We start from the raw sequence: 18,943 nt of genomic DNA, 5'->3' as shown, positions 1-18,943 counted from the left end.
GGCCGTAGGAGCCTCCGGGGTCCGGGCGGCCCGGGCGGGCCCGCCACCACCGCGGCTCCCGTCCGGGAAGGCGCACGGGGCCGAGTGCGCGGCGGCACGGCGGCGCGGCCATGTGTGGCGGCGCCGGCACGTGCGTCCCTCGGCGTTCCGCTCGTCCCCGGTCAGAACCGGTCCGGGTGCGCCACGAGCCATTCCTTCGCCGCGCGCAGCAGCTCCGGGTCGGCGGCGGGCGCCTCGTCCGGGTGCCGCTCGGCCCACTTCACGACGTACGGGCACAGCGGCGCGACCGTGACGCCCTCGCGCCGTGCGATGCCGTACAGCTCACGCGCCAGGGAACCGGCGATGCCTTTGCCCTCGTGGGCCGGTTCGACGATCGTGTGCACGGGGACGAGGGCCCGCGCGGGTGCGTCGAGCACGAAGTACTCGATGCGTCCGACGACCTCCCCGGCCGCAACCGCCTCCAGCCGTCCGGCCGGCCGGTCGTCACGGATCTCGATGTCACTCACGGCCACGCTCCTCGTCCCCGCGCCATCAGCGGGTCAGTACACCGGTACGTCAGGCCGACACGGCCTGCGGGCTGCGTTCCTGGTCGGAGCCCGGCACCGGCTCGGACGCGTCGGCACCCAGGGCGACGATACGGTTCTCGCCGTCCACGTGCACGATCCGGGGCCGCAACGCCCGTGCCTCGGCGTCGTCGACCTGGGCGTAACTGATCAGGATCACCAGGTCACCGGGGTGGACGAGGTGGGCCGCGGCCCCGTTGATCCCGATCACCCCGGACCCGCGCTCGCCCTCGATGACGTACGTCTCGAGCCGGGCCCCGTTGGTGATGTCCACGATGTGCACCAGCTCACCGGGCAGCAGATCGGCGGCGTCCAGCAGATCGGCGTCGACGGTCACGGAACCGACGTAGTGCAGGTCGGCCTGGGTGACGGTGGCGCGGTGGATCTTGGACTTGAGAACAGTGCGCAGCACTTTGTACTCCTATGTGACGGCTCCCCGCCGCTTTCTGCAGGTCAGGGGCGTTGTTCACTGTACATGAGCATGCCTTCGACTCGAAGACCCTCAACAACCTCCTGCGGCCAGGCACCTCGGACCAGCAGTCCAAATCGTCCGGTGCCAGGCAAACTTCCAGGCGCCCCTGTGCGAACCTTCCGACAACCACGATCTCCGCGTCGAGGCATGCCGGGACGGCACTCCAGGCATGTGCCGGCCCAGCACTCGAACCAGTAGACACCTCTCCTCGCCAGCCGGGTGAATCAAATCCACGGCGCTGCCCTCGGTCATCCTCACTCCCCACGCTCACATCGACTGCCGCCATGGTGCCGCGCGCCGGCAGCCGTCCCGCACAGGAGCATTGCGTTAGCCCGGCTGCGGTACCACCCCGACGAACACGATCACCAGTCGCGGGTCTTCGTGGCCGACCTGCGAGCGGTCTCGGCTCGCCGTGGCGTCGACAGTGAGGTGCGCGGACTGATTCGGCGACTGGTCTCGGCGAGCTGCGAGTTCGCCGACCTGTGGGCTCATCAGGAGGTCGCCGTACGTCGGGCCGACCGAAAGAGGCTGATGCACCCGGACCTCTGCGCGATAGAACTCAATTGCCTCAGCCTGCTGAGTGAGGATGGTTCGCAGCGGCTGCTGTGGTTCACCGCCCCGGTGGGCGGCGACTCGGCGGAGAAGCTGGAACTGCTCGCCGTCCTGGGCAGCCAGGATGTCGGGGCCGCGAAGCAGAGCGGGTTCACTCTTCGCTGAGCGCAGCGTTCTGGTTGGCCCGTGGCTGTCGTCGGGCCCGGATCCCAGCGACAGGCAGGGCAGTCGAGAACGACGCTGCGGAGTCCGATCAGCCGGTGCAGCTCCTCCACCGCTGGGCCGGGATGCAGCGCCGCTCAAGCTCGCACCCGCACCGACAACTCGCTTCCGTGGCCTTGAGGCGAGCCGGCCTGGTGTCGTTCGTGCCACAACGGGCCACGTTCAGCCACGAGTTCGGCGACCACATTGGCCGACAGGCCCGTGATCCCCCGGTCGCTGATGATCGCTGCACGAGCTGTGTTCCCCACCACACAACCATGAGCAACAATCGGGTGCTCGACACCTCACCGCTTACCGTGCACGAGCTCGGTAGTGGGGGCCTCAGTCGCTATGGGCGACCGGCTCGGAGTGGGCGTCGAGCGCATCGAGCACTGCGTCGCCGTTCGCCCTCGCCCACTCGGTCAGCATGTGGATCGGATCGATCAGTGTCGCGCCGAGCGGGGTGAGTTCGTACTCGACGCGGGGCGGCACCTCGGCGTAGGCGTGGCGGCGGATGAGTCCATGTGCCTCGAGCCGTCGAAGCGTCTGGGTGAGCATCTTGCGGGAGATGCCGCCGATCAAGTCGATCAGCTCGCCATGGCGCACCGGACCCCTGCTGAGGCCGTAGAGCACGACCACCGTCCACTTGTCGGCGATCAGCTCGACCGCAAGACGCGCCGGACAGTCGGCGAGAAAGGCGTCCCCGGGACCGAAACCGCTCATGGCGCCAAAGGTACCTGCTGGTTCCTGTCACATTCATAGCCTGGGTCCTCTCCCCTTCCAAAGCCAGGAGAGTCATGCGAGTCATCACCCAGCAAACGTTCGGCGGTCCCGAGGTGCTCACCATCGTGGACGCGCCCGAGCCCCAGCCCCTCCCGACCGAGGTTCTCGTCCGCGTCAAGGCGATCGGGCTGAACCCGCTGGAGGCGCGCCTGCGCGCCGGCGAGTTCCCGCTGATCGGCCGGCCGCCGTTCATCCTCGGCTGGGACATCAGCGGCGTGGTCGAGGAGGCGCCGGGGACGTGGCGGTTCAGGCCCGGCGACGAGGTGTTCGGGATGCCGCTGTTCCCCCGGGCGGCGAGCGCGTACGCCGAGGTCGTGTCGGCGCCGGCGTTGCACCTGGCACGCAAGCCGGCGTCGCTCTCACACGTCGAGGCGGCGGCGCTGCCGGTCGTCGGGCTGACGGCGTGGCAGGGCCTCGTCGACCTCGGCGGTGTGCGCGAGGGCGACCGCGTCCTGATCCACGGCGGTGGCGGCGGGGTCGGCCACGTCGCGATCCAGATCGCGAAAGCGCTCGGCGCGCACGTGATCGCGACCGCCAGCGGGAGCAAGCAGACGTTCGTCGAGGGGTTCGGCGCCGACGAGGTGATCGACTACACGGCGGTCGACTTCACCGAGGCGGTCCGCGACATCGACGTCGTGCTCGACACGATCGGCGGCGACACCGTCGAGCGGTCGCTCGACGTGCTCCGCCCGGGCGGTCACCTGGTGACCGCGGTCGCCGAGGAGGATGCGGAGCTTGTCACCAGGTACGAGGCGGCCGGCATGCGCTTCAGCGGCATCGCGGTCGACCCCGATCCGGTCGCCCTGCGAGGTCTCGTCGCACTCGTCGAACAGGGCAGGCTCCGGGTCCACGTGCAGGAGACGTTCCCGTTCGAGCGCGTCGCCGACGCGCACCGGCTGCTCGACGGCGGTCACCTCCAGGGCAAGCTCGTCCTCACCGTCTGATCCCGTCGTGGGGCCTCGCGCAAGCGAGGCCCCACCGAGGTGTCCTCTGAGTCCCCACGGCCGGCTCCGGCCTTTCGTCTCAACGAACCGAGTCGACCTGTCTCATCCAACTCAGTCCACGCAGGTCACCGTCATGCGGAGGCCTCACTTCATTAGACCGACAGGCCGCCGCGCCCTCGGGAACGCTCCGCTCACAGGCCTGCCGATGATCGCGATGTGCGGCGCCGGTGGACGAACCGCGCGGTCGAGGGGCTCCTCGGACTCGCTCCGAAGCACCGCCGCCCTTCTGCTGCGACGGTGGCGGTCAGGGGCGGCGCGGGGGGGACTGATCGGGAGTTCGACGCCGGGGCGGTACGCGTGTGATGAGCGACGTGATGCGTCACACGGTCCTGCCCGTGGGTCGCGGCTGCTTTGTACAAGGACGTCGTCGCTCGCCCCGTGCAGCACGGATGACCAAGCAAACGGGGACCGGTGCGGATCAGTTGCTCGTGTTCCTCGGGATCGGTGACCGCCGAGGCGAGGCCGGTGACGACGACACTCCAGCCGGAGTGCGTCACGGTGTCGACTTCGTCGGCCTCGAAAGCGACCACGGCGCCGTCGATGGCACGGACCAGCTCGGAGTAAGCCGACGTGCGCAACAGCACGGCACCGCTCTCATCCGGGAGGAAGTTGACCGGCAGGACGGCGGGTCTTCGCGAGGCGGTGGCGCGGGCCAGCCTTCCCTGACCTGTCGCAGGCCGACCTTCGTCCCGGTGAGGGTCCCAGGGCGGCTTCGCCCGCGGAACGCGCCGAACCCGTGTGGGACGTAGCACTTACAAACGCTGTCGACGGTCCCGCGCCGGTCGGCCTCACCGGCGCCGCAGCCAGTCGTCCGCGACGCCGCCCGGTACGCGCGTGCGGGCACCGCGTCGGCCTGGCACGGCCGCGGTCCTTGCAGAGCGCCCCCATACCGCGAGCGAGCTGACGAGCCACGTGACACACCTTACAGACGGAAGCCAGGCATCCGGGCCCAGAGCCCTGTTGCGGCGGCCGCCAGGTCAGCACGCCGGGACACTTGTACACCCGCTGCGGGCCGACGGGGTCCTCAGGGTGAGCCGGGAGTTCGGGTGCGTGCCGGGGCAGCCCCGCGTCCACGAGGGGCGGGGCTGCCTTTCTCTCTTCCTCTCTTCCAGGTTCTACGAACCGAAGGTCTTCCTCCGGGGCCTCACTGTGAGCCGTGGGTCGGTGAGTCAGTGGTCGGAGTAGCTGAAGTCGCCCATGGTCCAGGCACTGACGTCCTCGATCGCGACGCGGTACATCCCGCCTGTCTCCGGGATCCCCACCGTGCCCTGCAGGATCCGGGCGACGTGGAAATGCAGATACGTGGGCGGTCCGTCCTTCCTCGCGGGGGTGTCGAAGAGGGTGGAGAACTCGCCCAGGTCGGCGGAGTCCGTCAGCACCTCCGACACCCTCTTCCTCCACATGGCTTCCGGAGCCAGCCGGCCGGTGATGACAGCACCACCGGTGACCACGGTCAGGGACATCTGGTTGCTCTGCCCGGACTCCACAAGGGCGGCTATGGCAACGAGCAGCTCGTCAAGCTTCGGCATGGGATCGAATTCTATGCACCGGCCCGCGCCGGCGGGGCGCCTCGGGCAGGTCCTCAGCGTGATCGTGGGAGTGGTCCGCTGTGCGGCCGGGCCCGAACCCGCGGCGGACGAGCGCGATCAGGGAGGGGCCTCCGCGGAAGCACCACAGGGCGATGACCGGATCACAGATGGCGCAGGCCAGGGAGGAGTCGTGGTAGAAGGGCAGAATCGGATTGCCCTTGAGGTGGTGGACCAGGTCCCAGGCCGTGTGGAGCAGCCAGCCGAGGCCGATGAAGGTCCAGGAGTCCAGGCCGCGGTAGGCGACGTAAGCCACGAGTGCGACGAAGGGGATCTCCCACGGACCGAATCCGCCCCCGCTCAGATAGGCGGCGCCGGCTCCGCCCACCATGATCGCGTTGAAGCGGCGTCGGTGTGGTTCTTTGATCAGGGACATCAGCAGGCAGTAGATGATGCCGACGATCACCGGTGACACGAGGCTCATGAGGGAAGGGCTTCTTTCTCCTGGGGGCGGGCCGCATCGCCGCGGTCGAGCCGTCGCACCGCGAGCAGCCCGCCGGCCCCCGGGACGAGGGCCAGGACCTTGGCGGCGGCCCGGGCCTGCCTGAGGCGCCAGGTCGTGATGACGACGAACAGGTAGGCGCAGCCGTGGGTGGGGCCCATCAGGGACGAGAGAGGCTTGAGGTGGACGGTGAAGACATTGGTCAGCATCACGACCAGGGAGATCAGCTCGGCGTGAGCCGCGATGCGCAGGTGGGGCGGAGGCGGGAGGCGCACGGTCATGCCCCCGTGGTGGAGCCGGGGCGGATGATCATCAGTACGGTGACGGTGGCCCAGAGCAGGTTGAAGATGCCCGTGGCCATGGCGAGCCGGGCCGACGACGGGGGAGCCGGCGCCGACGGCGGTGCGGCAGAACCCGTCGTCGCGGCCACGGCGCGGTCCTGGGCGGGCAGGATCAGGAAGGTCAGTACGGCGGCGGCCGTTGCCGTCAGCAGGATCGAGGTGATCAGCCAGGCGTCGCCGAGGACACCGAGACTGCTGGCCGTGGCGAAACCGAAGAGGGGAACGGCGATGCCGACGCCCGCGTAGATCCGGCAGATGCGGTGCAGCGTGTGCAGAACGGCACGGGCGTTGCCGTCGGCGGAGTCGCCGAGGGCGCGGCGCAGCGTGGCGGGAAACATGCTCGCGGCGACGGTGACCGGGCCGACGGCGATGATCGCGGCCAGGACGTGCAGGGACAGAAGGAGCTTGGTCACGCCTGGTGCTCCGGAGTGGTGGGCGTCGGGCCCTGGGCGCGCCAGACGGTGCCGCGCCGCTCGTGGGAGAAGAGCTCTTCGACGGCGTGCGCGACGCGGGGGCCGACCTCGCGCTCCAGCAGGTACAGGCCCAGATCGAGCCCGGAGGTGACGCCGGCGCCGCTGATCAGGTCGCCGTCGTCCACGATGCGGGCGCGGACCGCGTGGGCGCCGGTGGCGTCCAGCATGTCGAGGCCCATGTGATGGGTGGTGGCGTGACGCCCCTCCAGCAGGCCGGCCATGGCCAGGACGAGCGAGCCACCGCACACGGTGGCGACGGAGACGTCCGGGTCGTCCATGGCCTGCTTGAGGAGCGCGGGGAGCTCGGTGGTCAGCGTGCGGCCCAGCAGCACCGGGACGGACTCGTCCTGCTTCCACTCGCCGGCGCCCGTCTCTCCTTCCGGGACCTCGCCGGGTTCTCCCACGCGGCCGGAGGCACCGGGCACCAGAACCATGTCCGCCCGCTCCAGGTCAAGGGTCCCGGTAGCCCGCAGTGCCAGTCCCCCGGTGCCGCTGATCACCTCGCGGGAGCCTTCCGCGGTGACCAACTCGACGGTCACCGCGCCACCCGATGCCGTACCGCCGGCGTACAGCACCTCGTAGGGGGCGACGACATCGAGTGGGTCGAAACCGTCGAACAAGACGAATTGGATATGCATGGAGCACTCCTTCCGGGCCGATCTCTCTCCGACGCGTTGAAGTCAACCGTCCGCCGACGAGATCGCCCAGTGGCACAAGTGACAGTTGTCAACGGGAAAGTGCCACATGCCTCAGAAGGCTTCTGATCTGCGTTGACATGGGGTTTTCTGCATGCCGGGCCCGTATCCGTCGGGTGGAAACGAGGTAGGTTCCGGCCATGCACACAGTCGCCGTTCTCGCGCTGGACCAGGTGATCCCGTTCGACCTGTCCACCCCGATCGAGGTCTTCTCCCGGACCTGCCTGCCCGACGGACGGCCGGGGTATCAGGTCCGGGTCTGCGCCGAGCACGACGAGGTCGACACCGGCGCCTTCACCCTGCGTGCCCCCTGGGGTCTGGAGGGCCTCCGGGACGCGGACACGATCATCGTGCCGGGCGTCACCGATCCCACGGTCCCGCCGTCCACCGCCGTACGCGACGCGCTGAGGTCGGCCGCCGCCGACGGCACCCGGATCGCCTCCGTCTGCGTGGGCACCTTCCCCCTCGCCGCCACCGGGCTCCTCGACGGGCTGCGCGTCACGACCCACTGGCGCGCGGCCGGGTTGCTGTCCACCCTCCACCCGGAGGTCGACGTCGACCCGGACGTCCTCTACGTCGACAACGGGCAGTTCCTCACCTCGGCCGGCGCGGCCGCGGGCATGGACCTGTGCCTGCACATGATCCGACGGGACTACGGGTCGGCGGTCGCCGCGCACGCCGCCCGCCTGTCGGTGATGCCGCTCGAACGCGACGGGGGCCAGGCACAGTTCATCGTCCACGACCACGCCCCCGCGCCGAAGGGCTCCGAACTGGAGGCGCTGCTCACCTGGCTGCGGGAGAACCTGGCCCGCGACCTCACCCTGGCCGACATCGCCGCGCAGGCCGGGACCAGTACCCGGACCCTGATCCGGCGCTTCCGCGACCAGACCGGCACCACCCCGCTCCAGTGGCTCCACCGGGCCCGCATCCGCCAGGCACAGCACCTGCTGGAAACCACGGAGCACTCCGTGGAGCGCATCGGCGGCCAGGTCGGCTTCGGCTCGTCCACCACCTTCCGCGACCGCTTCAAACGCACCACCGGCGTCAGCCCGCAGACCTACCGACGCACCTTCAGCTGAACCGGTGGCTTCACAGCCCTTCAACCAGTTGACCCAGTGGCTTCACAGCTGTTCATCCCGCGACAGGGAGGGTGAGTTCCTCGATGCCGTCCGTGTCACGGTCATTGCGACGTAGACCGGCAGGAGTTGACGTTTACGCATGTGTCCACCGTGGGGACAGGGCCGGCGACGGGCCGTTCAGCGGCCACCGCCATATCGTCCGGACATGGACACCTCTGATGCACCCCGCGTCCTCGTCATCGGGCTTGATCCGTTTCGGGTGCCGGGGCCCTGGGATCCCGCGCCGGCCGCCAAGGCGATCGAGGCGGGGCTGTCGAAGTTCGCCGAACACGGCGTGGGGGTGGAGACCTGCCTGATCGGCGTGGACGGAAGCGACGACGTGGGCGAGGTCGTCGGGACCGCGCTGCGCGCTCATCCGTGGGAGTGCGTCACGATCGGCGGTGGCCTGCGGCACTCGGATGATCAGGTCGAACTCCTGGAGCAGGTGGTCAACCTGGTTCGGCGCTACGCGCCCGAGGCCGCCATCGCGTTCAACAGCACACCGGCCACGACCTACGAAGCCGCTGCGCGCTGGATCGAGTGACCCGGACGGACGGGGAGGTGGATGCCGTCGGTCCACGCGTGCACGTCGTCCCCGCGGGGTCACCTGTGGGCCGACAGTGGACCGGCCCCGCCCGTCCCACCGTCCCCCACCGACGGCCAGGCTCGATGACGCGGCCCGCGCCGCCGAGGTCGGCGCGGGGCGCCTCGGCGACACGGCCCACGCCGTGGAACTCGACGCGTTCACCTGGTCCTGGCGGCTGACCCAGCTCGGCGTGGGCCTGCTCTGCCTCGCCCTGACAATCGCCGTGGTCCTCCTGATCGGCGGCCGTGGGCCGGTCCCCCGCCGTACCTCGCGCCCAGTGCATGGCGGGTGAGCGGACATCATGGGCCTGATCCTCAGCGGTCGCGACGGCTGCAACCAGCGCGTCTTCCCGCGCCACATCCTGGGCGAACGCGGCCCCGGTCCCGTCCGCCTCTCGTCACCGGCGCCCGCCCTCAGCCCCCGGCCACCGTCGGCGACGCCACCGGTGCAGCCGCGGCGCGGGACTCCCCGTGGGGCGTGGGGGTAGGGGGCCTGGCCGGGGTACGCCGAGCGGGGGGGCGGGTGGCCCGCCTTGTGAGACGCGCGCAACCCACCGACCCGGGGCGGGAGTTCACCGAGCCGTTCCTGCCAGTGGGCGAGTACGGTCGGTCCGTGCCCCGAGCGGTTGCGGGTCACGCCGTGATGTTGGCGCTGTCGCCGCCGGTGGCGGCGAAGCTCGTACCGGTCACCATGCGTGCCGCGTCGGAGGCCAGGAACACCACCAGCGGCGCGACGTCCTCGGGCTCGACCCACGGCACTCCGAGCGGCAGCTTGCCGCGCTGGGCGTCGGCCGCCGTCCGCTCGTCCTCGGTGACGTCGCCGGTGGGCTCGTGGCCGCCCGTGCGGATGATCTGCGCGTAGCGGTCCTCGTGACGGGTGAGCGCCGTGTTGACCAGTCCCGGGATCACGGCGTTGACGGTGATGCCGTGCTTGCCGAGGTCGAGGGCCGCCGACTTCACCAGCCCGATCAGTCCCCACTTGGACGCCGAATACCCCGCGCCGTCGAGGGTGCCGTGCTGACCCTGGGTGGAGGACGTGACGATGATCCGTCCGCCCCCGCGCTCGACGAGGAGCGGCGCGGCGGCGCGCAGGACGTTGGCGGTGCCGGTGAGGTTGACGTCGATCTGGTCGTCCCAGAGTTCGTCGCTCATCTGCGGCAGGGACGCGAAACCCTGGATACCGGCGTTGGCGAAGACGACGTCGATCCCCCCGAAGCGCTCTGCGACCTGGTCCAGCCCGGCCTTCACCGCGCCGCGGTCGCGCTGGTCGAAGACCACCGGCAGCCACGCGGCCCCGGCCTCCTGGACGAGCCGCCCGGTCTCGGCGAGGTCCTCGGGCGTCGCCGGGTGGTAGTCCATCGCGGAGCTCGCCGGGGCCGCGATGTCCGCCCCGGCGACGCTGTATCCCTCTCGTGCGAAGGCCACGGCCGTGGCGCGACCGATCCCGCGGGCCGCCCCGGTGACGACCACTACTCGGTTCTCGCTCATCCCTGTCTCCTTGTCGTTCATCGTCCGGCTTCTCCACCGGGTCGTTCGAGGACCGTCCGAGTGCCGGCCGCCCGGCGTCCTTCCCTGTGCCGCGCCGCCCCGAGCCCGATGGCCCCGAGGGTCATGCACGCACCGGCCACGAGAAGCGCGCCGGCTCCGGACCAGGCGCTGATCAGCAGCGCGCCGAGAGCCCCTCCGGCCCCCATCGACACCACCGCTCCCGCGCGGCGGACCCATTTGTCGAAGGTGCCGCCGGCGAGCGGGCTGTCCAGCGCGAAGTTCACCAGCGTGCTCGTGATGACCACCGTGGTGACGTCGGGGATCCGTGCCCCGCGGGCGACCACCGCCTGCATGCCCATCGCCGCGGCGAGCAGAGCCGTGAGCCCGATCAGCCATCCTCCGGCCGGAGCGCCCAGCAGCAGCCAGGCGACCCCGCTCGCGAGAGCCGTGGCAGCGGTGCCGCACAGGACCAGCAGGTGAGCGGTGGGCAGGCGGGTGACGTGCGTGCGCCCGTGCACGAGGCGTCCGGCCACGATCGCGCCGGCGAGGAACCCCACCAGGGCGAGCGCGTTGTTCAGCAGCGGAACCTCTCCTGACCCGGCAAGACCGAAGCCGACGAACAGCACATTGCCGGTCATGTTCCCGGTGAAGACGCGGTCCAGCGCCAGGTAGCTGACCGCGTCCACGAGGCCCGTGGCGACCGTGAGCGCGAACAGCCCCACCAGGTACGAGGCATCACTGTCCGTCGGCTTCATCGGCCCAGGGTCTCGTGCCAAGGCGGCGTTACGGCGAAGGCGCGTCCCTCATGGCCCTGTGTGGGGCATCAGGTGGAGTTCCGGTCCACCCCACCCGGTGACGCCACCCGCACCCCGGGCTCCGGCACGTTCGGAAGGCCACCATCGTCCACCGCGACCGCCCCGGTGCTGGAGTGCGACGCCCCGTCGTTCCGGGCGGCTCCCTCCTCCAGCAGGTCGGCGAGGCCCTCCGTCGGCAGCACCATGCCGACCGGTGCGGTGCTGTTGAGGTAGAGGGCGTGGCCCGGGGGGACGCGGGTGAGCAGGGTGCCGACCGGGAGGTTCTCGGAGGCGAGGCGGCCCGCGGCGTGGAGGTATCGGGGGGAGGTGTAGACGGGGACCGCGGGGGTGCCGTCGGGCGCGGAGGCCCGGACCGGTTCGCCGTCCGCCGTGACCAGGACGGCGACCTCGGCACCGGACAGGGCCGCGGTGACGTCCTCGGCCGGACCGTAGCCGGTGGTGGCCAGCTGGATGGCCCGGTCGATCTCGTCGGCGGGCTCGGGCCAGCCCATCGCCTCCGGGGACGGCCGGTACTCCGGGTTGTCCTCCCACTCGACGATCGTGCCGTCGGAGTCGGAGCGCCACTGGCCGACCACGGCCCAGTCGGGCGGCGGCCCCTCGCCCCGCCAGGCGGGATCGGGCAGGTAGAGCCAGTGGTCGGGGGCGAGCCTGGCCGCCTCGACGTACTCCTGCGGGGGCTCGGGGTCCAGGGGGGCGGTGGCGGGCGTCCGGGCGCCGGACTCACTCATCTCGTCCTCTCGTCCTCTCGTTCTCGTGTGCCGCGGGAGCACCGTCCGCCGCGGGCGTCGGCGCGCCGTCCTGTCGCGGGCCGGCGGTCCGCCCCGCCTGCAGCCGGTCGAGCAGGTCACGGGCGTGCTCGTCCGGGAAGAGTCCCTCACGGGCCACGAAGGTCCGCAGCTCCTCCTCGGTCAGCGGGTAGACGTCCCAGTACCGGCCCCAGTTGTCGGAGTAGACCGAGGCCGCTCCCGGGTCGAACTCGTCCAGGGCGAGCTGGGCGCCGGTCATCACCTCGTGGAAGCTGTGGTGCCCCACGCCGACCAGGATGCTCGCCAGTCCGGCCCGGACGAGGCCGAGGTCGACGGGGACACCGGCGAGCCGGGTCAGCCGGGCCACGTGCGTGAGGATGCGGTAGGCGCTGCCCGAGGTACCGGTCAGCACCAGTCCCCCGGAGTCCTCGGAACGCGCCTGGAAGTCGGCGGCCATCGGCAGCGTGTGCTCCATGCCGGCGGGCGACCAGAGCAGTTGCCCGTCCCGGACCGCGCGCCGCCACTCGGCCTCGCTGAGCGGCGGACTGACCTCGTCGGGGCGCAGCGGCGTACGCAGCATCGCCTCCAGGTCGTCCCTCTCCTGGGCCTTGTCCTCGGGGTCCAGTTCCGCCGCGCGGAGTTCGGCGACCCTGCGCTCGTACTCCTGGAAGAGCTGGCTCTTGTGCCGGTCGCGGCGCTCCACGGCGATCACCGGGTGCTGGGGCTCGACGCCGCCCATGAGATGCGGGACGAGGTCCTTGGCGACGCCGTTGAACAGGAACGTGACCCGTTCCCGCAGATTGCCGGATTCCACGACGCGGGCGAGTGCCTCGTAGCGCTGTCCGACGGCGCCGGCGGACATCTCGTTCCTGCTGCCGAACAGCCGGTAGTCCAGCCGGTTGTGGAGAGTGATGGTCCAAAAGGCCCGGACGACCTTGCCGATTTCGGCGTTGACCTGCTCGTTCTCCCCGAGGTGTGCGGCCAGCCGCCGCTCGAAGAGGAGGGCTTCCTGGGCGTAGCGGATCCGGGCCAGGACCCAGTCGGGCGCGGGGCGGTCACCGGTGTTTCCGTCCGCGGCGGCGTCCGGCGTCTCCGCGTCGACGTGGGGGTCGGAGTCGGAGTCCGAGTCCGAACCGGAGTCGGTCGCCTCCCCTTCCGTGTCCTCGTACAGAGTGAGGGCCGGGAACGATTCCAGGAGCGGGGCGGCCGCCCTGGCGAGCGGAGCCTGGACCGGGCGCGGCGCGTCGCCGGGGGACATGGCCTGGGCGGGGCGGGCCCGCTCCCAGGCACCGGCGTCCGGTACGTCGCCGTCGGGTGTCGTCCGCAGGGTCAGGACCGGCTCCCCCGAGGTTCCCGTCGCGGACACGTCCACCGGGAACTCCGTCCACCACACGGTGCGGCCCAGACGCTGGGCCGTCCGCCCCGCGAGGTCGCCGGGGTCGCCGTCGTGGGCCGAGAAGGCGAGGACGACCGGTACGCTCAGTTCCTTTCCGGCCAACGACGCATCGTGCGCCAGGAGTTCGAGGAACTCTCCGGCCGTCACCCGATGCGTCTCCCCGTCGAAGGACAGCTCCAGGAGGTCGGGCGCCCTGCCGTCCGGGGTGATCCGTACGAGGTAGGGGGCGGGTCCCTTGTGGTCCGCCCACGGCGCGTCCGCGAGGCCGGAGGGCGTGCCGAACCGCGCCAGGTCGACCGTCGTCGGCGTCTGCCCGGCGGTGTAGTCCCGGCCGTCGCCGCTCTCGCCGCCGTTCGTCGTCACCACGTCAGTGGTCGCGTACACCCCCGACTCGTCCAGGTGGTAGGCGGCCGCCACGTCCGGGTCGGCGGCGTCACGGCCCGCGGCGAAGGCGCGGGTGAGCAGGTCGAGCAGCGTGTCGCGGTGGCCGGTGGGCCGGGGGCCGGGCCGCAGATGGAGCACCTTGGACACGCGGACGCCCAGGTCCGTGCCGGGGGCGCTCAGGGCCTCCTCGGCCTTGACCCGGGCCCAGAACATCCGGGACCGCTCGGCCTCGCCCACTGCGTGCGGGCCGGACAGGTCCAGGGCGGTGACGGCCTCGTCCCGCGGGTCGCCGTCCCGCATCCACCGGGCGGCCGCCTCGATCGCCGGCACCTCGACGAAACCGACCAGTTCGTCACCGGGCCACGCGGCCCAGTGCTCCGCCGCGGCGGCCAGCACACGGCGCACGGCCGCCCGGTCCACCCCGGACGCGGCCGACGGGTGCGCGGCGACCACCCGGTTCAGCAGGTCCAGGGTGAACGGGCCGGCCTCGTCGAAGTCCGTGTCGCTGCGCCACATGTGGTCCACCGCGGCCACGCCGCGCAGCAGTTCACCGAAGTCGGCGGCGTCGTCCACGTCGTGGCCGAAGGTCAGCCGCAACGCCCGCACCAGGCGCAGCGTCCCGGCGCGCATCTCGTCGGAGACCTCGCCGTCGCCCGGTGCCAGGCCGGCGGCGGCCGCCAGCCGGTCGAGGTCGGCGCCCGAGGGGTCGGGCCGGAACAGGGCCCACGCCCTGTGGCGGCCCTGCGCGTCGGCGAACAGGGTCCGCGTGTAGCGCCCGTCGCTGCTCCGGGTGCCCTGGGCGCTGTAGGACAGCCGGACGCTGCGGCCCGTGGAGTTGGCGAGCTGCTGGCCCAGGGAGAGGCTGCCCAGCGGGTCGGGGACGAACGGGCCGGCGTAGGCGTCGCTCGCGGTGTTCGGCGACACCGGAACGGCGCGGTCCCGGGGGGCGCCGCTCCAGCAGACCACGAAGTCGATCCAGTGGTCCTTCGGCAGGCTCGACAGGCTCTTGCGGCGCCTGAGCCACGGCCCGGCCTCCCGCTCGTCGACCTGCCTGACGGTGCCGTCCCGCATCGCCAGGTGCAGGTGGCCGGGCGAGCCGTGCACGTCCAGGCGGTAGGCGGCGTCCTCCGCGCCCGGACGCGGTAGTTCCTGCTCGGCGGAGACCTGCCCGGTGGCCGGGTAGTAGTGGACGTACGTCGTCATCCGGTCCAGGTGGCGGTCGTCGTCCTCGAAGTCGGCCGCCCACTCGGCGGCGTGGTGCGAGGCCCGCCCGATCTGCCGGCCCGTCAGCGCGCTGACGATGGGCCGGGTGGCCACCCGGTGGTGCCACTCCGGCGCGTCGTCGTCGGGGTCGGGTGCCAGACCGGGCTCGCTCGCGGTCCAGTCGCCCTCCGGGGAGCCGGCGCGCCGGACCGTGTCGACGGTGCTCACGCCGCCGTCCGAGCCGAGCGTCACCTCTCCGCTGTGCGCCCACACCGTCAGACCGGTGCGGTCCGCGAGCGTGCGCGGCAGGTCGAGGTAGTGGTCGCCGGCGAAGGGCACGGCCAGCACGACCGGAGTGTCCTTCGGCAGCCGCTCCCGTGCCACGTCCGCCGCGACCAGCTCCGTGAACTCGTCGACGTCCAGGTCCCGCGTCGTGCCGTCCGGCAGCAGCACCTCCACCGTGTCGTGCCGCCCGCCGGCCGCCACGACGTAGGGGGTGGTGCCGCGGGGCCACGGGGTCTGCCGGGTCTCCGCGACGGTGTAGGGGCCCGGTCCGGTGTCCTCCAGTACGTCGTTGCGGGTGGGGTCCAACTCGGCGGCCGGATCGGCGTCCGGGTGCCAGTTGAGGCCGGGTACGCGCCGGCCCCCGGCGGTGAAGTGGCGGGCCCGGCCGGGGCCGGTGACGCCCAGCTCGGCGAGGTGGTGCGCGGCCAGTGCGGGCAGGCTCGTCGCGCGTCCGGCCGCGGTGGCCCGGTTGACCAGCGCGAACAGGGCGTCGCGGGCGCCCTGGTCCACGGCCGTGCCCGGGTCGAGGTGCAGGACGCGGGCGGCGAGCGCGTCCACGTCCAGCGGGCGGTGGCGCAGCGCGCGGTCGCGGCGGCGCAAGGCGTCGAGGGTCTGCGTCGCGGTCGCGTCCGGCGCCTGGACGACGCGGATCGTCGCCTGCCGTCCCAGGTCGGCCCGGCCGGTTCCGGCGAGTTCGCCCGTGCCCGTCCAGTCGTCGGGGACGCGGGTCATGGCCACCGCCTTGACCCGGAAGTCGCGGGCGGTCAGCCGGGGAGCGTCGGCGGGGAGGTCCCGCTGCATCTGCTCGAGCGCCTGGGTCAGCCGGCGCAGGAAGTGGGTGCGTGCGGCAGTGGCCCGTTTGAGGCCCCGGTTGCCCGGGCCGTCGGCCCCGTAGCCGGTGACCTCGACGCGCGGCGGGGCCCATCCCGCCGCGCGGTTGTGCAGCCCGGCGGCGGCCACCTGATGCGCCAGCCGGTCGAGGGTCTCCCGGCCGGCCGGCGAGGGAACGGTCGACTCCCGCGCGTAGGCCACGAGGCTGCGTTGGGGCAGTGCGGACGGCGCCGGGCCCGCCGGGCCCATGAGTACCGGCCGGGCGGGCGCCGGGCCCGCCGGGCCCGTGAGCACCGGCCGGGCGGAGGAGACGGGCGCGGGCGCGGAAGGCGGGCCGGGCGTGAGCGCGGGCACCGAGGTCGGCTCCACCCCCTCCATGGGCTCCCCGGCCGACGAGCGCGCCCTGGCGGAGGCCGACGGGACGTCGGTGGGGTCGGGGAGGCCGGTGGGAGGCTCAGCGGGCGTCCCCTCGGGCAGAGACGGGACTACGGGACGCGGGCCCTCGCCCTCCTCAATGCCGGCGGGGTCGGTGGGGCCCGCCTCCTGCCGGTCGGCGGCGGTCGGGATACCCGCGCGGTCGCGAAGGCCGGCGGGAAGCTCGGCGGGCGTCCCCTCGGGCAGAGGCGGGGCGACGGGACGCGGGCCCTCGCCCTCCTCGATGCCGGCGGGGTCGGTGGGGCCCACCTCCTGCCGGTCGGCGGCGGTCGGGATACCCGCGGTGACGGGCGACGGGAGAACGGGCGTGGGCACCGAGGGGATGCCGGGCACGTCCGTGTCGGGCAGGCCGGTGCCCGTGCCCGGCCGGGTCGCGGGCGCCGGCTGCCGCGTCCCGGACGTCCCCGTCGCACGGGCGCCCCTCGCCCCGGCGTCCGTCCCGGCGTCCTGTGCCGTGTCCACGGGGGGCGGGTTCGCCCCCGTGGCCTCCGCCGGGTTCCCTTCCGTGGTCGGCGCGTCGGGGCCGGGCGTCGTCCAGCGCGGACGCAGGCCCAGGTCCCGGCGGAGGGTGTCGGCCAGTCCGGCGGCGGACCAGGCGTCCGCTCCCCCGGTCAGCACCTGGTCCGCGACCCGGCGCACCGCGTCGCGGAAGTCCTCGCCCGCGTAGCGGGAGTCGGCGAGTACGTCGTGCGGCTCGGTCGGCAGGACCAGGACGACGGCGGCGGCCCAGGCGCGGGAGGCGTCGGCCTCGTCCGTGCCCTCGGGCGCCGCGTCCGCGAAGCCGGCGTACGCCCGCCTCCACAGGCGTCGGGCGGCGTTCGCGGCCGCCGTGTCCGACGCGGCCGTCCAGGGGCCGGGGCCGGTCATCCGGACCCGGGCCAGGTCGAGCGGTGTCAGCGCGGACGCGGGCAGCCGGTCGTCGCCCCGCAGCATCATCTCGGTGCGCTGCCCGACGGAGGGCGTGATCCCCGCCGCCTCCAGTTCGCGGAGGCCGACGGTCTCGCCCTCGGCGGGGGGCGGCGTCGCGGGCGGCAGGTCCGCCTCGGTCACCCGGTCCGCGATCCGGCGGCGGGCCTCGGCGTCCTGCGGGACGGACGGCGGCGGATCCCCGGCGCCGGTGTTCTCCCCGGTCTCCCACCGGGCCCGCCGCGCCGCGCCGAGTGCTTCCGGGGCGACGCCCAGGGCCCGCAGCCGCGCCTCGGCGTCCTCCAGTCGGCGGCGCGCCGCGTCGGCCTCGGTCCGGGCGTCCGCTACGGCGGCCTCGTCGCCGCCGGTCCGCTGCGTCGTCGCGGCCCTGTCGGTCGCCGCGCCGAACGCGGACAGGGCCCGCGCGTGGGCCTGCCAGGCCTCGGCGGTGGCATCGGCGGGTGCGTCGCCGGACTCGGTGACGGGCTGCGGCGGCCCGTCCGTCCTCGGCGCCGCCCCGGCGTTGGTGGCGCCCGCGACCGGGCCCGGCGCGGGGCCCTCCGGGTCGCCCTTGGGGCGGGCGGTGCGGGCCCAGGTGCCCGTCGGGGCCGGCTGCCCGTCGGGGCCGGGCAGCATCGCGACGGTGTACGTGCCGCTCTCCGGGTCCCGGTGGAGGGTGGTGGCGCCGCTGGTGGTCCACCAGTTGCGCGCCGAGTTGCGGGCGCCCTCGTCGGGGAGGCTGCCCGCGGACGGCCGGGTCCCGGCCGGGCTGCCGTGCGGGACGACCGCGACGACCTCGGTGTGCCCGGCCCTGCCGAGCAACTCCGCGTCGCGGAAGACCAGTTCGCCGAACTGCCGGGCCGGTACCGCGACCGGGGCCGGGCCCGGCAGCACCAGCCCGTCGGCGTCGCCGTCGGCGACGTAGACGAAGGGGGCCGGGCGGCCCGGCTGCGCCGCCCAGGGCGCGGGCTCGCTGCCGACCGGGACCAGGGTGCCGTCGGGACCGTGCCCGAGGAGGGTGATCACGCCGGGGTCGAAGGTGCCCGGCGGCCGGTGCGTGGCGTCCAGTGCGCGTCCCCAGGCCGTGCCGTCGGGGTTCGCCAGGAGCCGTTGCGGCGCCAGTGCGCCCTGCCGTTCCAGGTGGTGGGCGGCCAGCTCGTGGATCTGCCGGGGGTCGCGGCCGACGGCCGCCGCCTGCCGCGCCACGGTCACCGCCTCGCCGAACCGCGTCGGGTCGGGGGCGGGCAGGTGCAGCACCGCGGCGGCGAACGCGCCCCGGTCCACCTGGCTCGTCACCAGGGCGACCTTGAACGACGCCCACACCAGCCGGGAGAACTCGCTCTCGCCCACCGGCGCCGTGGCGTCGAGCCCCAGGACCTGCCGGGCCAGGTGCTCGCGCTGCCCGGACGCGGCGAGGCCCGCCAGCAGGTGGGCCAGGTGCGGCAGCGCGAGCCAGTCGCTCAGGGGGCCCGGCCGGCCGGCGTCGAGGCGGGCGGCGGCGTCGGTGAGCAGGCGGCGGTGGTCGTCCGCGGTGACGGGCGGTACCGGCCCCGGCGCGTGTCCGGCCGAGCGGTGCCGGGCGAGGATCTGCTCGTACAGGTCCAGCGTGAACCGGCGTGCGCCGTCGCGGTTCAGGGCC

The 18,943-nt window shown here is 73.2% G+C and carries 17 protein-coding genes and 2 pseudogenes (1 of these 19 only partly in view); 5 read left to right on the top strand and 14 right to left on the bottom strand.

The window, feature by feature from the left end:
- Window positions 1-161: 161 nt before the first annotated feature.
- The 3 genes and pseudogenes from Sdi02f_RS03040 to Sdi02f_RS36940 form a co-directional block, all read right to left on the bottom strand.
- Window positions 162-506 carry a GNAT family N-acetyltransferase gene (locus Sdi02f_RS03040; RefSeq protein WP_031084825.1) on the bottom strand — a complete coding sequence of 115 codons (345 nt, stop codon included), beginning with the start codon at window positions 504-506 and terminating at the stop codon, window positions 162-164.
- Between the two features lie 49 nt (window positions 507-555).
- Window positions 556-975, bottom strand: coding sequence for an aspartate 1-decarboxylase (panD, locus tag Sdi02f_RS03035; protein WP_030404755.1), 420 nt, complete (start codon window positions 973-975; stop codon window positions 556-558).
- Between the two features lie 160 nt (window positions 976-1,135).
- Window positions 1,136-1,321: pseudogene (locus Sdi02f_RS36940) on the bottom strand (hypothetical protein); the annotation flags it as partial.
- On the opposite strand from Sdi02f_RS36940, the gene Sdi02f_RS03025 reads away from it, so the two are divergent.
- Window positions 1,255-1,752 carry an MmyB family transcriptional regulator gene (locus tag Sdi02f_RS03025; protein ID WP_281262856.1) on the top strand — a complete coding sequence of 166 codons (498 nt, stop codon included), beginning with the start codon at window positions 1,255-1,257 and terminating at the stop codon, window positions 1,750-1,752. The pseudogene Sdi02f_RS36940 and the gene Sdi02f_RS03025 overlap by 67 nt on opposite strands.
- Window positions 1,753-2,130: 378 nt before the next feature.
- Here Sdi02f_RS03025 and Sdi02f_RS03015 read toward each other — a convergent pair whose 3' ends face one another.
- A complete protein-coding gene (locus tag Sdi02f_RS03015; RefSeq protein WP_053638489.1) occupies window positions 2,131-2,511 on the bottom strand; it encodes a winged helix-turn-helix transcriptional regulator in 381 nt (126 codons plus the stop codon).
- A 74-nt stretch (window positions 2,512-2,585) separates the two neighbouring features.
- Here Sdi02f_RS03015 and Sdi02f_RS03010 point away from each other — a divergent pair, with 74 nt between their 5' ends.
- Entirely contained in the window at window positions 2,586-3,515 is a 930-nt protein-coding gene (locus Sdi02f_RS03010; RefSeq protein WP_108932647.1) for an NADP-dependent oxidoreductase, read from the top strand.
- Window positions 3,516-3,976: 461 nt separating this feature from the next.
- On the opposite strand, the pseudogene Sdi02f_RS03005 reads toward Sdi02f_RS03010, so the two are convergent.
- From Sdi02f_RS03005 to Sdi02f_RS02975, 6 genes and pseudogenes are all read right to left on the bottom strand, one after another.
- A pseudogene (locus tag Sdi02f_RS03005) lies at window positions 3,977-4,231 on the bottom strand (pyridoxamine 5'-phosphate oxidase family protein); the annotation flags it as partial.
- Between the two features lie 513 nt (window positions 4,232-4,744).
- Window positions 4,745-5,104 (bottom strand): GvpU-like protein, encoded by a 360-nt coding sequence (locus tag Sdi02f_RS02995; protein WP_030404289.1) that lies wholly within the window; start codon window positions 5,102-5,104, stop codon window positions 4,745-4,747.
- On the bottom strand, window positions 5,091-5,585 hold the full coding sequence (locus tag Sdi02f_RS02990) for a DUF6010 family protein (RefSeq protein ID WP_051783663.1): 495 nt from the start codon (window positions 5,583-5,585) through the stop codon (window positions 5,091-5,093). The genes Sdi02f_RS02995 and Sdi02f_RS02990 overlap by 14 nt, the downstream gene beginning before the upstream one ends.
- A complete protein-coding gene (locus tag Sdi02f_RS02985; protein WP_037799447.1) occupies window positions 5,582-5,884 on the bottom strand; it encodes a hypothetical protein in 303 nt (100 codons plus the stop codon). Before Sdi02f_RS02985 ends, Sdi02f_RS02990 begins: the two co-directional genes overlap by 4 nt.
- A complete protein-coding gene (locus Sdi02f_RS02980) occupies window positions 5,881-6,357 on the bottom strand; it encodes a DUF2269 family protein (RefSeq protein WP_108932645.1) in 477 nt (158 codons plus the stop codon). Before Sdi02f_RS02980 ends, Sdi02f_RS02985 begins: the two co-directional genes overlap by 4 nt.
- Entirely contained in the window at window positions 6,354-7,055 is a 702-nt protein-coding gene (locus tag Sdi02f_RS02975; RefSeq protein ID WP_108932644.1) for a DJ-1/PfpI family protein, read from the bottom strand. The genes Sdi02f_RS02980 and Sdi02f_RS02975 overlap by 4 nt, the downstream gene beginning before the upstream one ends.
- 197 nt (window positions 7,056-7,252) lie before the next feature.
- On the opposite strand from Sdi02f_RS02975, the gene Sdi02f_RS02970 reads away from it, so the two are divergent.
- The 3 genes from Sdi02f_RS02970 to Sdi02f_RS02960 all read left to right on the top strand — a co-directional run bounded on the left by Sdi02f_RS02970 (window position 7,253) and on the right by Sdi02f_RS02960 (window position 9,108).
- Window positions 7,253-8,191, top strand: coding sequence for a GlxA family transcriptional regulator (locus Sdi02f_RS02970; RefSeq protein ID WP_108932643.1), 939 nt, complete (start codon window positions 7,253-7,255; stop codon window positions 8,189-8,191).
- A 205-nt stretch (window positions 8,192-8,396) separates the two neighbouring features.
- Window positions 8,397-8,774, top strand: a complete 378-nt coding sequence (locus tag Sdi02f_RS02965; protein ID WP_030404283.1) for a hypothetical protein — start codon at window positions 8,397-8,399, stop codon at window positions 8,772-8,774.
- Between the two features lie 76 nt (window positions 8,775-8,850).
- Window positions 8,851-9,108, top strand: a complete 258-nt coding sequence (locus Sdi02f_RS02960) for a hypothetical protein (RefSeq protein WP_174843298.1) — start codon at window positions 8,851-8,853, stop codon at window positions 9,106-9,108.
- Window positions 9,109-9,448: 340 nt separating this feature from the next.
- On the opposite strand, the gene Sdi02f_RS02955 is transcribed toward Sdi02f_RS02960, so the two are convergent.
- The 4 genes from Sdi02f_RS02955 to Sdi02f_RS02940 all read right to left on the bottom strand — a co-directional run.
- Window positions 9,449-10,303 (bottom strand): SDR family NAD(P)-dependent oxidoreductase, encoded by an 855-nt coding sequence (locus Sdi02f_RS02955; RefSeq protein WP_108932642.1) that lies wholly within the window; start codon window positions 10,301-10,303, stop codon window positions 9,449-9,451.
- Between the two features lie 17 nt (window positions 10,304-10,320).
- On the bottom strand, window positions 10,321-11,058 hold the full coding sequence (locus Sdi02f_RS02950; protein ID WP_053638482.1) for a YoaK family protein: 738 nt from the start codon (window positions 11,056-11,058) through the stop codon (window positions 10,321-10,323).
- A 68-nt stretch (window positions 11,059-11,126) separates the two neighbouring features.
- Window positions 11,127-11,846: a type VII secretion system-associated protein gene (locus Sdi02f_RS02945; RefSeq protein ID WP_245962129.1), complete on the bottom strand. Its 720-nt coding sequence runs from the start codon at window positions 11,844-11,846 to the stop codon at window positions 11,127-11,129.
- Window positions 11,839-18,943, bottom strand: partial view of a lonely Cys domain-containing protein gene (locus Sdi02f_RS02940; RefSeq protein WP_108932641.1) — the final stretch only. 23,120 nt of this gene lie beyond the right edge of the window; only the last 7,105 of its 30,225 coding nucleotides appear in the window; the start codon falls outside the window, past its right edge; the stop codon is at window positions 11,839-11,841. Before Sdi02f_RS02940 ends, Sdi02f_RS02945 begins: the two co-directional genes overlap by 8 nt.

It is taken from the genome of Streptomyces ardesiacus (genome assembly GCF_003112575.1).
Classification (GTDB): domain Bacteria; phylum Actinomycetota; class Actinomycetes; order Streptomycetales; family Streptomycetaceae; genus Streptomyces; species Streptomyces ardesiacus.
The sequence above is the reverse complement of the archived record's forward strand: the minus strand, read 5'-3'. Positions and strand labels throughout refer to the sequence as shown.